13 protein-coding genes are annotated in these 13137 nt (G+C 73.0%); 9 read left to right on the top strand and 4 right to left on the bottom strand.

Annotated features, from left to right (window positions below):
• Window positions 1–13: 13 nt before the first annotated feature.
• Complete coding sequence (locus tag ACWCXH_RS12125; protein WP_449801302.1) at window positions 14–367, bottom strand: ArsR/SmtB family transcription factor; 354 nt, start codon at window positions 365–367, stop codon at window positions 14–16.
• A gap of 153 nt (window positions 368–520) precedes the next feature.
• Here ACWCXH_RS12125 and ACWCXH_RS12120 point away from each other — a divergent pair, with 153 nt between their 5' ends.
• A complete protein-coding gene (locus ACWCXH_RS12120; RefSeq protein ID WP_449801301.1) occupies window positions 521–1708 on the top strand; it encodes a permease in 1188 nt (395 codons plus the stop codon).
• Between the two features lie 78 nt (window positions 1709–1786).
• Window positions 1787–2497 (top strand): hypothetical protein, encoded by a 711-nt coding sequence (locus ACWCXH_RS12115; RefSeq protein WP_449801300.1) that lies wholly within the window; start codon window positions 1787–1789, stop codon window positions 2495–2497.
• On the opposite strand, the gene ACWCXH_RS12110 is transcribed toward ACWCXH_RS12115, so the two are convergent.
• The 3 genes from ACWCXH_RS12110 to ACWCXH_RS12100 all read right to left on the bottom strand — a co-directional run bounded on the left by ACWCXH_RS12110 (window position 2473) and on the right by ACWCXH_RS12100 (window position 7039).
• Window positions 2473–3306 carry a DUF4389 domain-containing protein gene (locus tag ACWCXH_RS12110; RefSeq protein WP_449801299.1) on the bottom strand — a complete coding sequence of 278 codons (834 nt, stop codon included), beginning with the start codon at window positions 3304–3306 and terminating at the stop codon, window positions 2473–2475. The two genes, ACWCXH_RS12115 and ACWCXH_RS12110, sit on opposite strands and share 25 nt — an antisense overlap.
• Window positions 3307–3434: 128 nt before the next feature.
• Window positions 3435–4256: an MBL fold metallo-hydrolase gene (locus tag ACWCXH_RS12105; RefSeq protein ID WP_449801298.1), complete on the bottom strand. Its 822-nt coding sequence runs from the start codon at window positions 4254–4256 to the stop codon at window positions 3435–3437.
• Window positions 4253–7039: a BTAD domain-containing putative transcriptional regulator gene (locus ACWCXH_RS12100; protein ID WP_449801297.1), complete on the bottom strand. Its 2787-nt coding sequence runs from the start codon at window positions 7037–7039 to the stop codon at window positions 4253–4255. Before ACWCXH_RS12100 ends, ACWCXH_RS12105 begins: the two co-directional genes overlap by 4 nt.
• 152 nt (window positions 7040–7191) lie before the next feature.
• Here ACWCXH_RS12100 and eccB point away from each other — a divergent pair, with 152 nt between their 5' ends.
• From eccB to ACWCXH_RS12065, 7 genes are all read left to right on the top strand, one after another.
• A complete protein-coding gene (gene eccB / locus ACWCXH_RS12095; RefSeq protein ID WP_449801296.1) occupies window positions 7192–8637 on the top strand; it encodes a type VII secretion protein EccB in 1446 nt (481 codons plus the stop codon).
• 57 nt (window positions 8638–8694) lie between these two features.
• Entirely contained in the window at window positions 8695–9048 is a 354-nt protein-coding gene (locus ACWCXH_RS12090) for a hypothetical protein (RefSeq protein WP_449801295.1), read from the top strand.
• A gap of 49 nt (window positions 9049–9097) precedes the next feature.
• Window positions 9098–9388 (top strand): hypothetical protein, encoded by a 291-nt coding sequence (locus ACWCXH_RS12085; RefSeq protein WP_449801294.1) that lies wholly within the window; start codon window positions 9098–9100, stop codon window positions 9386–9388.
• A gap of 13 nt (window positions 9389–9401) precedes the next feature.
• Window positions 9402–9893, top strand: coding sequence for a hypothetical protein (locus tag ACWCXH_RS12080; RefSeq protein ID WP_449801293.1), 492 nt, complete (start codon window positions 9402–9404; stop codon window positions 9891–9893).
• A gap of 132 nt (window positions 9894–10025) precedes the next feature.
• On the top strand, window positions 10026–12233 hold the full coding sequence (locus ACWCXH_RS12075) for a hypothetical protein (protein WP_449801292.1): 2208 nt from the start codon (window positions 10026–10028) through the stop codon (window positions 12231–12233).
• Window positions 12234–12358: 125 nt separating this feature from the next.
• Window positions 12359–12793, top strand: coding sequence for a YbaB/EbfC family nucleoid-associated protein (locus tag ACWCXH_RS12070; RefSeq protein WP_449801291.1), 435 nt, complete (start codon window positions 12359–12361; stop codon window positions 12791–12793).
• Window positions 12786–13082: a hypothetical protein gene (locus tag ACWCXH_RS12065; RefSeq protein ID WP_449801290.1), complete on the top strand. Its 297-nt coding sequence runs from the start codon at window positions 12786–12788 to the stop codon at window positions 13080–13082. The genes ACWCXH_RS12070 and ACWCXH_RS12065 overlap by 8 nt, the downstream gene beginning before the upstream one ends.
• The last annotated feature ends 55 nt before the right edge of the window (window positions 13083–13137 follow it).

The following is a 13137-nucleotide window of genomic DNA, read 5'->3' as shown; positions in this document are numbered from 1 at the left end:
CCTCGCGGGGGCGTCAGTCGTGCGGCGGCAGGTGCCGGATCTGGTGGTCGGCGACGTTCAGCGCCTCGTCGACGAGCCGCCGCAGGTGGCCGTGGCGCAGCGAGTAGACGACCCGGCGCCCGTCGCGGCGGGTGGCGACGAGGCCGGAGAGCCGGAGCTTGGCCAGGTGCTGGCTGACGGACGGGCGTGCGGCGCCGGTGGCCTCGGTCAGCGTGGTGACGTCGGCCTCGCCCTCGCCGAGCCGCTCCAGGAGGGCGAGGCGGGTGCGGTCGGCCAGCAGCGCGAGGATGGTGGCGGCGACGTCGAGCCGCTCCTCGGCGCGCTGGTGCGAGTGATGTGCATCTGCCAGCTCGGTGCCACTGCTCATCCGGCCATCGTAGGCGGTGGGGTGCGTGCGCGGGTGCGCAGGTGCGCACTGTTTCGGACTCTCCGGGGCGGGGCGTGTCGCTATACCACGCCGGGGTATACGATCCGGGTCGGTCCGGGAGGAACCGGGAGAGCTCGGGGAAGGCGAACCACGATGCACGCGATCCTGCACGCCCTGTCCATCGCCGGCTCGATGACGTGGGAGATCACCTGGGCCCTGGTGCTGGGCTTCCTGCTGTCGGCCGTCGTCCAGGCCGTCGTGCACAAGTCGACGATCGTCCGGCTGCTGGGGGACGACCGTCCGCGCACGCTGGCCGTCGCGTCCGCGCTGGGGGCGGCGTCGTCCTCGTGCTCGTACGCGGCGGTCGCGCTGGCCCGTTCGCTGTTCCGCAAGGGGGCGGACTTCACCGCGGCGATGGCCTTCGAGATCGCCTCGACCAACCTGGTCGTCGAACTCGGCGTGATCCTGGCCCTGTTGCTGGGCTGGCAGTTCACCGCGGCCGAGTTCGCGGGCGGGCCGGTCATGATCCTGGTGCTCGCGCTGCTGTTCCGGCTGTTCCTCCGCGACCGGCTGCTGCGTGAGGCGCGCGAGCAGGCCGAGTACGGCCGCGCCGGCTCGATGGAGGGCCACGCGGCGATGGACATGTCCGTGCGGGGAGAGGGGTCGTTCGTCCGGCGGCTGCTGTCACGCGAGGGCGTCACGTCCGTCTCGCACGTGTTCGTGATGGAGTGGGCGGCCATCGTCAAGGACCTCGTGATCGGCCTGCTGATCGCCGGGGCCATCGCCGCATGGGTGCCGGACGGCTTCTGGCAGGCGTTCTTCTTCGCCGACCACCCGCTCGCGAGCAAACTGTGGGGGCCGCTGATCGGCCCGCTGGTGGCGGTCGCGTCGTTCGTCTGCTCGATCGGGAACGTGCCGCTCGCGGTGGTGCTGTGGAAGGGCGGGATCAGCTTCGGCGGGGTCGTGGCGTTCATCTTCGCGGACCTGCTGATCCTGCCGATCCTGAACATCTACCGGAAGTACTACGGCGGCCGGATGGCGGTCTTCCTGTCCGGCACCTTCTACGCGGCGATGGCCGTCGCCGGGTACGTGGTCGAACTCGCCTTCGGCGGGCTGGGGTTGGTACCGGACCAGCGGACGGCGGAGATCCCGATGGCGGGCGTCGAGTGGAACTACACGACGTGGCTGAACATCGCCTTCCTGCTGCTGGCGGCGGTCCTCGTGGTCCGCTTCTTCCGGACGGGCGGCCTGGCGATGCTCCGCATGATGGGAGGCTCGCCCGAGACCGGGCACGGGAGCGGGGAGCACGGGCACCACGCGCCCGACCACGGCCACCACTGACTCGGCGCGCCGAGCCGCGCGGACTCTGCCACGCTGAAAGGGCAGCTGCCTCGCCCTCGACCGAGGAGGCCCGCACCGATGTCAGCGCAGAATCCGGGGCCGGCCGAACGACGGGCCCGCGCCGCCGCGCTCCGGGCCGAGGAGGCCCGCCGCGAGCGGCGCCGGCGATGGCTGGTGGGCGGAGTCGTCGGTGTGCTCTCGCTCGCCGTGATCGGCGGGATCGCCGGCGTGATCGCGACGAACCAGAGCTCGTCCTCCCCCTCCGGCGTCCCGGCACGCCCGCGCATGACAGCCGAGGGCCGCACCACCCCGCCGCCCTGGGACGCGCCCGCCGACGTCGCGGCGGCGGTGAAAGCGGCCGGGCTGCCGATGCTCGGCGCCGAGGGCACGGCCCTGCACATCCACACCCACCTCGACGTCTACGCCGACGGGCAACCCGTGGCCGTCCCGGCGCTGGTCGGCATCGACGAGAGCGCGCAGAGGATCAGCCCGCTGCACACCCACGACACCACCGGCGTCATCCACGTCGAGTCGCCGGTGAACGCCGACTTCAGCCTCGGCCAGTTCCTGACCGAGTGGCAGGTCTCCGCCTCCGCCGACCACCTCGGCGGGCTGCGCACCGACGCCACCCACACGCTCACCGCGTACGTGGACGGCAAACCGGTGGCCGGCGATCCGGCGGCGATCATTCTGCACCCGCACGACGAGATCGCCCTGGTCTACGGCACGGCGGCGGAGAACGCCACGGTCACCGTGCCGAGCGGCTACAACTGGCCGAGCGGGCTCTGAGGCCCGTGGTGGGCGGGACCCGGCACGAGGGGTGCGATGACCTGCTGGGTCGGGTTGACGGTCTCGTCGTTGTCGCCCGAGTTCACCGACGAGGCGATCGAGCTCGTCACCCAGGAGATCACGCCGAGGAGGACGAAGACGACGAGCAGGCCGCGCCCGGCGCCGCTCAGGACGAGCGGGCGGGTGGCCGACGCCGGCTCCGGCTCGCTGCCCGGCTCCTCGCCGAACAGGCGCTTGGGATAGGCGGAGGTGAGCATCACGAAGTAGGCGGTGACGCGCATCCGGTAGCGCACGATCGCGGCCGTCGCCTCGTACAGCGGCTGCGGCATCCGGCCGAGGACCAGCACCACCAGCCAGATGATGAACGCCACCGTCCACCACCCCGCGTACACCACGCCCTGCACGATCGCCGCCGGGATGACCAGGACGACGCGGAACAGGACGGCCAGCCGGTTGAGCTCCCCGGGCCGCAGCTCGACCTGCACCGGGTACTCGGGGGTCCGGAAGCGGAACGGCGGGTAGCGGTCCAGCGTGAGCATCAGGTACGCGGTGACGCGGGTGTCGTACGGGACGAACGCGGTGAGGTAGTCCGCCGCGAAGCCGGGCAGCCGGCCGAGCACCAGGGCCGCGAACCAGCCGATCACCGTGACGAAGAACGCCACCACCGACAGCACCCACACCACCACGAACTGCGGGATCAGCAGGAGGGCGCGCAGCAGCACCGTCCAGCGGTTCTGCGGGCCGGGCGCCGGCATGTCCAGGACCGGGAGCCACTCACGCGATACGGGGGCGGGGGGAGCCTGCCACATCCGGGCCTCCACGGTCTCGGGACGGGGGGACCCGGCGGCCGGGCGCGGCCGGGTGCCTTCCGAAGATCGCAGCACCCCGCCGTTCCCGCGCGCTGCGCTCGGCCGCACGGGCGACGGGTCCGGGCAGCTCAGGTGACGGGGAGGTCGGCCGGGTCGTGGGCGCAGATGATCCGGACGTCGGTGGGGCGGGTGCGCTGCAGGGCGCGCAGGCGGTCGAGGTTGTGGAGGCGGGCGGGGTTGTCGACGGCCACGAGGCGCTGGAAGGCGGTCAGGCCGGCCGGGCGGCGCGGGAGGCCGGGGGCGATGTCGGCGCGGTTGAAGTACGCGTCCCCGGCGTGGAGCAGCCAGCGGTCGCCGGTGCGGACGGCGACGCCGCAGTGGCCGCGCGTGTGTCCGGTGAGAGGGATGAGCAGGATGTCGGTGCCGGCCTTCGGGAGGACGGGGATCGCGCGGAAGCCGTACCAGTCCTCGGTGGCGGCGTCCGGCCGGTGCTCGACCCAGTGCGGGTCGTGCGCCCACTGGGCCGGTCGGTAGCGGTCGCGCTCGCCGAGGGTGGTGCGGGCGCGGGCGGCGCCGAGTTCGTCGGCGAGGACGTGGACGCGGGCGTGCGGGAAGTCGCCGAGGCCGCCCGCGTGGTCGAGGTCCAGGTGGGTGAGCACGATGTCGCGGACGTCGCGCGGGTCGTGCCCGAGGGCGCGGACCTGGTGCAGGGCCGTTCGGGCGGGCCTGAGCTGGGGTCGGACGGTGAGCAGGAAGCGGCGCCCGAGGCGGTCGTGCGGGTCGGCGATGTCGGCGGTGCCGAAGCCGGTGTCGACGAGGATCAGCCCGTCACCGCCCTCGACCAGCAGGCAGTGGGTGGCCAGCCGGCCGATCAGCCGCCCGCCGCCGCCCATCAGCGCGCGGCCGCCGATCGGGCACATCGTGGCGCAGTCCAGGTGGTGAACGGTCATGTCGCCTCCAGGGGTTGGGTGGTCTCGGGGTTGCGCGACAGCAACCGGTCGAGGTTCTCGGCCAGTTGGACGTCCCCGTGTGCCGTGTACAGCTCGCCGGCGGTGCGGAGATGCTCTGCGGCTTCGGCGGAACGGCCCAACGCGGCCAGGAACTCGCCGAAGTGGCGATGCGCCAGGGCGTGCAGCCGGACGTTGCCGGAGGAGCGGCACAGGTGCAGCGCCTCGCGCCAGGTGAGCTCGGCGGCGTGCGGGTCGTCCAGCGCGTGCAGGGCGAAGGCCTCGTTGACCATCGCCCACACGTAGGCGTTGGAGGTCGGCTGCGCGGAGAGCAGGTCGCGGGTCTCGCGGGCGAGGTCGAGCGCGGCGGTCGGGGCGCCGAGGACGACCTTGAGGGCGGCGGCGTTGCTCAGCACGGTGGCGGCGTGCTCGCGCAGGCCGGTGCGCCGGACGAGGGCCAGGGCGGCGTCGGAGAGGCGGTCGGCCTCGGCCTGGTCGCCGGAGAGGGCGGTCATCGAGGCGCGGACGGAGAGGGCGTGGATGTGCAGGTCGCCGTCGTCCGGCGTGGTGCGCTCGACGGCCCGCCCGGCGAGGGGCAGCGCCTCGGCGACACGCCCGGTGGAGCCGAGGGCGCAGGCCGTCGCGGCCTCCATCGCGGCCAGGCCCTCGCGGTCGCCGCTCGTCCGGGCGGCGTCCAGCCCGACGCGCAGGCAGGCGAGGCGGTCGTGGACGCGCCCGGCGCCGTAGTAGAGGGTGGCGGTCGCCCGGGCCAGTCGCCAGGCGCGGTCGTGCTCGCCGCGGTCGGCGGCGGCCGTGACGAGTGCGCGTAGCACCGGCTCCTCGGCGTGGCACCAGGCGAGCGTGGCCTGCGGGTCGGTGAGCCGGGGGAGGGCGAGGTGCTCGGTGCCCGGGGGCCGGAACGGCTCGTGGTAGGGGTTCAGCCGGCGGATGGCCGTGCCGGTGGCCAGCAGCTCGTAGTCGACGAGGCGGCGGAACGCGTCCTGTTGCCGGGCGGCGGGGAGGTCCGCGAAAAGCTCGGCGCCGTAGAGGCGGACGAGGTCGTGGCGGGCGAAGCGGCCGGGGGTGGTCTCGGTCAGCAGGTGGTGGGCGGCCAGGGAGCCGAGGGCGAGCCGGGTTGCGTCGGTGCCAGTGGCCAGCAGCGCGGCGGCCGCGTGGACGTCGACCTCGGTGCCTGGGTGAGGAGTCAGGAGAGGGAGAAGATTGCGTGCGTGCGACGGTAGATGACGATACGTCAGGCTGAGTGCCGAGTGGACGCCGAGGGCGCCGTCCGGAGTGGCGAGCGTGGACAGGCGAGTCCGCTCGTCCGTCAACTCGGTGACGAGGTCGGCAAGTTGCCAGCCCGGCCGGGCGGTGAGCCGGGCGGCGGCGATGCGCAGGGCGAGGGGGAGGCGGTCGCACAGCTCGACCAGCCGCCGCGCCGCGTCCGGCTCGGCCGCCACGCGCTCGGCGGTGAGCCGGATCTCGAGGAGGCGGTGGGCGTCGGCGTCGGGCAGCACGTCGACCTGGAGCATCGCCGCGCCGTCGGCGACGACCAGCTCCTCCAGGCTGTTCCGGCTGGTGACGACGGTGACGCAGTCGGGCCCGGCGGGCAGCAGGTCGGCGACGTCGTCGGCGCTGCGCGCGTTGTCCAGCACCACCAGCATCCGGCGCCCGCGGGTCCGCTCCCGGAACAGCGCGGCGCGGTCGGGCCGGTCCTCGGGGATCGCCGGCTCGGGCACGCCGAGCGCGCGCAGGAAGCGGCCGAGGGCGTGCGCCGGGTCGGCCGGTCCGGCCGGGTCGAAGCCGCGCAGGTCGGCGAAGAGCCGGCCGTCCGGGAAACCGGGCGCCGCGCGGTGCGCCCAGCGGACCACCGTCGCCGTCTTGCCGACTCCGGCCGGGCCGACCACGACGGCCAGGCCGTCCCCGGTGCGGTCCGGGCCGCACTGGGCGTCGAGCCAGCGGCCCTCCGCCTCGCGGCCGACGAACCCGCGTGGAGGGGCGGGGAGTTGGTCGGGTGCTGTCGATGGCGTGGGCGTCGGCGGTTCGGTGGGCTCCTCGTCGGCGAGCGCCTCGGTGAGGGCCTGCTGGAGCTCGCGGCCGGGAGAGACGCCGAGCTCCTCCGCGAGGCACGCACGGGCCCGGTGGTAGGCCTCCAGTGCGGCGGAGGTGCGGCCGCTCTGGTGCAGGCAGCGGACCAGCAGGGCGACGACGGGCTCGCGCAGCCCGTCGGCGGCGACGGCCTGCTCCAGCGCCGGGGCGGCCGCGAAGCCGCGCCCGAGGCGGAGTTGGCGCTGCGCCCACGCGGTGAGGAGCTCGGTGCGGGTCCCGTCCAGGCGGCGGGCTAGGGCGGCGGCGAGCGGGGTGGCGGGGAGGTCGGCGAGCGCGGCTCCCTGCCACAGGCGCAGGGCCTGTTCGAGGAGCGCGGCTGCTGTCTCGTCGTCGTCCGTCGCGGCGGCCCGGGCGGCCAGGTCCTCGGCCGCCAGTGCGTCGACGGTGGCCGGGTCGCCGGTGAGGTGGTAGCCGGGGGAGCGGGTCGTCAGCTCGAAGGGGGAGCCGGGCTCGGCGAGCAGCTTGCGCAGTGCGGCGATGTGGCCCTGCAGGGCGGCCTTGGGATGCGCCGGCGGTTCGTCGTCCCAGAGCAGCTCGACGAAGCGCTCCACCGCGACCGTCCGGTTGAGTTCCAGCGCCAGCAGGGCGAGCACCGCCCGCCGCTGGGCACCTCCGACCACGGTGGGGGCGCCGGTGCGGAGCCGAAGCTCCGCCGGGCCGAGCAGCCGTATCCCCATGAGTCCCGCCCTGCCGTCACGCCGATGGTTCGGCCGCAGCTTACCCGCCGGTAGCCCACCGGGACACGACGCCGTTGAACGCCCCCGCCCGCCGGGCCCGTTCACGGAGAGGGGCGCGCACCCAGGCGCCCGGAGACACGGGGAGGACGTGGATGCAGTCCCGACGCGACCAGGTGCAGGCCCACCTGTTCGTGGTGAGCAGACTCGCCTCCGGCATGCTGCGCGCCGAGCCCGACGCCGCCGACACCCCGACCGGACGCACCACCCGGGGCGCGGTGACCGGGCTCGCGCTGGGCGTGCTGATCGGACTCGGCGCAGCCGTCTACGGGGTGATGGTGCCCGGCGGCGACACGGCGTGGGCCAAGCCCGGCACGCTGGTGATGGTCAAGGAGACCGGCGCCCGCTACCTCTACGTCGGCGGGCAGCTGCACCCGGTGCTCAACGACACCAGCGCGAAGCTCGTGGCCGGCGAGCAGATGGCGGTCGAGGAGGTGAGCCGGGCCTCGCTCGCGGACACCCCGCGCGGCGCGCCGGTGGGCATCGCGGGCGCGCCGGACGGGCTGCCGCCGGCCGCCGACCTGGCGGGCGGCACCTGGCTGGTGTGTGCCACCGCCCAGCCGGCGGCCGACGGGGCCGCGCCCGTGCCCAGGCTGGGCGTGCAACTGGACCCGGTGAGGGAGGGCAAGGCCCTGACCCCTGGCCAGGGCCTGCTGGTGACGACCCCGGACAGCGCCGTCCACCTGCTCTGGCAGGGCCAGCGGTTGCGCGTCGACACGGCGAACAAGGCCATCCAGGCGCTGGGTTACTCGGGCACGACGCCGTTCCCCGTCCCGGCCGGGCTGCTCAACGCGCTGCCCGCCGGCCCCGACCTCGCCGCGCCCGCCGTCCCCGGACGCGGCGACCCGGGCCCCGCGTTGGCCGGCGGCCCGACCCGCGTCGGCCGGCTCTTCGAAGCCCCCGGCGGCGTGCACTACGTGCTGCAGCGGGAGGGGCTGGTGCCGCTGACCGGCACGCAGTTCGCCCTCCTCCTGGGTGACCCACGCACCCAGAACGACGCCTACGGCGGGACGGCCCCGGCACCCGCGCGGATCGGCGCCGCCGACCTCGCCGCGCACACGGCGCCCGGCGCCGCGGCCCCGACGCCGGGCCTGCCCGAGTCCCCGCCGACCCTCGTCCCGCTGCTGCGCGACGAGGGCGTGTGCGCGGACCTGCACGTCGGCACGGGGGCACCGGTCGGCGCGGTGACGGTCCTGAGCACGGCGGACGCCGGAGCGGGCCGGGCGCCGGTGTCGCCCCCGGGCTGTGCGGCCGCCGACCTGGTCGCCGTCCGCCCGGGCCGCGGGGCGCTCGTGCGGGCGCTCTCCGGCGCCGGCACGGGCAGCACCGAGTACCTGGTGACCGAGGCAGGCGTGCGCTACCCGCTGCCGTCCGCCGCCGCCGTCAAACAGCTCGGCTACGCCGGCGCCACCCCGGTGGCCGTCCCGTCGGGCGTCCTGGGACTGCTGCCGACGGGCCCGGGCCTGGACCCGTCCGTCCTCGGCGGCGACGCCGCGACGAGTGCGCCCGCGGGCCGGGGGAGTTCGCCCACCTGCGGCTGAACCGGCCCGCGAACAGCCTCCGTTGACGAGATAGACCGACGAACGAAAGGAGCTCCGATGACCACCCCCGCACCCGGCGGCATGCTCAATGTGGAGCAGCAGGCGATCCAGAACGCCCTGCAGAGCCTCGAAGGCCAGATCTCGCAGATGATCAGCTCCGGCCAGACGGTCGAGCGGATCAACATGGAGATCGCCGCCAACTACGTCTCCGGGGCCAGCAAGGCCTTCCAGGACAAGGTCAACGACTGGGTCGTGAACTACAAGCGGGTCATGCAGGCCTTCGACAAGCTCACCCAGGACCTGGGCAGCGCCCGCTCGATCCTCACCAAGGCCGAAGAGGACGCCCACGTCCAGGGCGGCAACTGGGGCGCCTCGGACGGCGTCTACCACGCCCTCGGCGGCAAGAGCTGACGCCACGTCATCACCTCGACAAAACCCACGAACACGAAGAGGAGACGCCATGAGCGGCCCCACCGACATCATGCTCAGGCACGAGTCGATCGACGCGGCCTTCCAGGACCTGCTCAGCGCGGCCCACACCATGCAGAGCGGCCTGGAGGAACTGATCGGCCGGCTCCAGGGCATGGAGGCGAACGCAGGCCAGTACAAGCAGGCGTTCACCGAGTTCCTGAACATCGCGAGGAGCAGCTCGCAGAACATGCACGACGACATGCAGGCGGGCGCCCGGGCCCTCGACGAGATGAACCAGGCGATGAAGTACGCCGACCGGGCCGCCGCCGCGGGCTTCTGAGCGGGGCACGGGCATGGCCAAGGAATTCCGGACCACCGAGGACAGCCTCAACTCCATCAGGACGCAGGTCGATCTCTGGCGCAGCTGGCTGCTGGGCAACGCACCGCCGACCAACTCGCCCGCGCACGACACCAGTGACAAGCACACCAACCTGATCCGCCAGATCCAGGCCTTCGCGGCGGGCGGGGACAGCCTGGGGACCGTGGACAACCCGGACGGCTACAGCAAGCTGCTGGGTGCGCTCGAGATGCCGGCCTCGACCCAGATGCAGACGGACTTCCAGAACTTCACCAAGGCGGTGAAGGCCCAACTGGACGCCCTCGTCAAGGCGTTGGACCAGGTGTCGGACGGCCTCGACCTGGCCTCGGTGAAGTTCGCGACCGGCGAGGAGCACGCGCTCAGTGCGACCGAGATGTTCACGATCCTCTCCGGTTCGCCGAACACGAGCTCGACCAACCCGGTGACGCCACCCCCCGTGCCTCCCACGACCCCGCCGAAGGCCTGAGTGCCGTCGCGGGCCCGGGCATGGTCGCCGGGCCCGCGACGCCATCCGTGAGTGGCAGCCCACGTCGTTCGCAATGTTCGCAGCGTTCGCAGGATCCGCAGGATCCGCAGGATCCGCAGGAGAGTGATTCGATTGGCCGAGAGTGGTGGCAGCGGTGGCGGCGGTGGTGGCGGTGGGGCCGACTATCCCTGGGAAAAGGCGCTGAAGGCTTTCGGCAACCCCAGCCCCGTCTCCCGCGACGACGTGGCCAACCCCGCGATCGTCGGGGACTGGATCAAGGGATCGATCGTCCGGTCGACGACCAAGCTGGTCGACGGGAAAGACAACGACGTCGCCGTCATCGCCGTCCTGTCGGACTCGGACGGCGACACCTGGTGGGTCGGACTCAACGGCAACTACAAAGGCAACGGTCAGGACAAACCGGGCTTCGACTTCGCGAACAACAAGTGGGACCAGTTCGTCGGCAACATAGACCTCTTCATGCCCGCTCTGATCCTGGGCGGGGAGAACAAGGCCACGAGCCGGCCGAGCCTCACGTCCGGCGCCTACCTGGTGAAGAACCTCGGCGCGCTGCTCGATCTGATGAAGTCCGACATCCACGCGTGGGGAAACGACCTCGACGTCGCGGACAGCGACTTCCAGGGCACTGCGGCCGGCGAACTGAAGTCGTTCCTGACCGGCATCGAGAACGCCCTGGCGCTCCTGGAGTTCCGGATCAAGCGGCACGGAGACCCCGTGAAAGCGCTGGACGACGCGCAACTGGCCCTGGGGGACGCGTACACCAACCTGACCAAGGTTCGCGACGCTTGGAGGAACTTCAGCACGAAGTGTTCGCCCATCCCCTGCCTGCGGGAGGCGCTGATGGGACTGCTCAGCAATGGCCAGGCCACGATAGGCAAGGGCGATAACGGTGACCAGACGGTCCTGGCCAACGGCCTCGATGTCAGGAGCGATGCGTTCCTCTCCGCCGTGGAAGGTCGGGCCAAGCAGCTCTGGAAGAACTACGTCGTCGACAACCTCGACAAGCCCGCGCTCGGGTACATGGGCACCCTCAGCGACAGGTTCGTCGACGTCTCGATGTCGCTGTACACGGACATCCCGACCGAGACCCCCACACCACCCCCCGTCACCCCGCCGAACCCCGACGGCACCGGCGGTGGCGGCGGGGGTGACGGCAAGGACGGCGGCGGCGGTCCGGGCGGGAAGGACGGCAACGACAAGCTCAACCTCGACGGTGGCGCAGGCGGCGGTGACGGCAAGGGCGGAGACAAGCACGGCGGCGGCCCACTCCACCTCAACGGCGGTGGACCGCCCCCGCCGAAGCACGGCGGGCCGCTCACCCTGGATCCGAACGGCGGCAACACCGGCGGCACCCGCGTCCCGCTGCTCGACAAGGACGGGAAGCCGCTGCTCGGCAAGGACGGCCAACCGCTGACCGTCCCGCCCGGCTCGACCATCGACGGCCACGGGCGGGTGATCGGCCCCGACCACAAGCCGGTGCCTGGCCCGGACGGCGCGCCCTTGGTCGTCCCGAAGGGCACCACGCTGGGCAAGCCGACGCCGGTCGTCCCCGGCGGCGGGTACTTCACGGTGCCGCCGGGCTCGAAGATCGACGAGAACGGCATGGTCCTCGGCCCGGACGGCAAGCAACTGCGGGACGCCAGGGGCAATCCGGTCTACGCGGGCAAGAAGGGCTCGATCGACAAGGACGGCCGCCTCCTCGGCGCCGACGGCAAGCCCGTCACGACGAACGAGCAGCTGGTCTCCGACGAGGAGCACGCCCTCAACTCCCTGACCACGCTCGACCCCGCGACCAGCAACGGCGGGTTCGACCTCGGGTCGCTGCGGGGCGGGAACCGGTGGTCCGATCCGGGTTCCTTCGACCTCGACCTCGGCAGTGGCCTGTCGGGATCGTCGGGCGGCAGCCGACTGTCGCTCTCCGACGTGGGCGTACCGAAGCCCGAGACCGGGTCCGGCTCACCGCTGACCCTCACCGGCGGGTTCTACGGCGAGAAGGCGGTGAGCGAGAACGGAGCGGTCAACTCCCCGGCGGACCAGGCCCTGTTGGAGACCGCCAAGAAGGCCGCCGCCGAACAGGCGCTGACCGAGCAGGCCGCCGGCCGGCGGGGTGCGGCGAACCTGGCCCAGGAGGAGGCCCAACTCCAGGGCCGCAACGTCGCCACCAGTGGCGGCGGCATGCCGCCGATGATGCCGCCCGGCGGCATGGGCGCGGGAGGTCAGCAGGAGGGCAAGGAGCGGCAGCGCACCACCTGGCTGGCCGAGGACGAAGAGGTGTGGGGTACCGACGAGGGCGCCGTCAGCGGAGTCATCGGCCGGTGACGGCGCGAGGGTTGAACGCGACCCGCTGCCCCTCCCGTTGTCCCGAGTAGCAACCCCAAAGCCGACGCGCCCCTGGCCCCGACCCCCGTGGGGCCCGGGGCGCGTCCTTCTCCGAGAGGCGTCAGATGGCGGTCTCCCCGTTCGCGCAACAAATCGAAGAGGCCATGGAGACCCTGCGCGAGCAGCAGGCCAAGCTGGCGGAGGCGACCAGCAAGCTCCAGGCGACCACGGTCTCCGTCACCTCCAAGGACCGCATGGTCACGGCCGTCCTCGGCGCGCAGGGCCAGGTGGTGTCGCTGACCTTCCACACCACCGCCTACCGCTCCATGGCGCCGGCCCAGTTGGGCATGGCTCTGGCCGACGTCCTGAACCAGGCCCGCGCGGACATGGGCGCCAAGGTGACGGAGTCCCTGGGCTCCTTCGAGGGTCTCGGCGAGACGCTGCGCGCCTCGATGACCGGCGGCACCGAGCTCGACGAACTGCTCGCCCCGCTCCAGGCGATGCGCCCCGGCTTCACCGCCGGGGCCCGGCGCGAGCGGCAGGAGGAGTTCCGTGGCTGAGTTCAAGGCGACGGCGGCGATGGGGTCCGCCTTCTCCAAGTACCCCGAGATGTCGGCCCTGCTCCTCAGGATGCAGGGCAGGGTCCACGAGATCGACGGGTTCAACACCGACGCGGCCGGCCACGACGAGATCGGCAACACCTACTTCGAGACGGTGGACCCGCCGACGAAGGGCCTCCTCAAGATGCTGGGCCAGGTCAGCAAGATCGCCGAGAAGGCCGGCCACAACGGCCAGAGCGCCGCCAAGCTGTTCACCCGCACGGACGACGACCTCGCCTCGGGCGTCTAGTGCCACGGCGCTGGTGCCACGGCACCAGCGCCTCCGGACGGCCCGGCCGACGTAC

Source organism: Kitasatospora sp. NPDC001660, from assembly GCF_053596725.1.
This window is presented reverse-complemented; position numbering and strand designations above follow the sequence as displayed.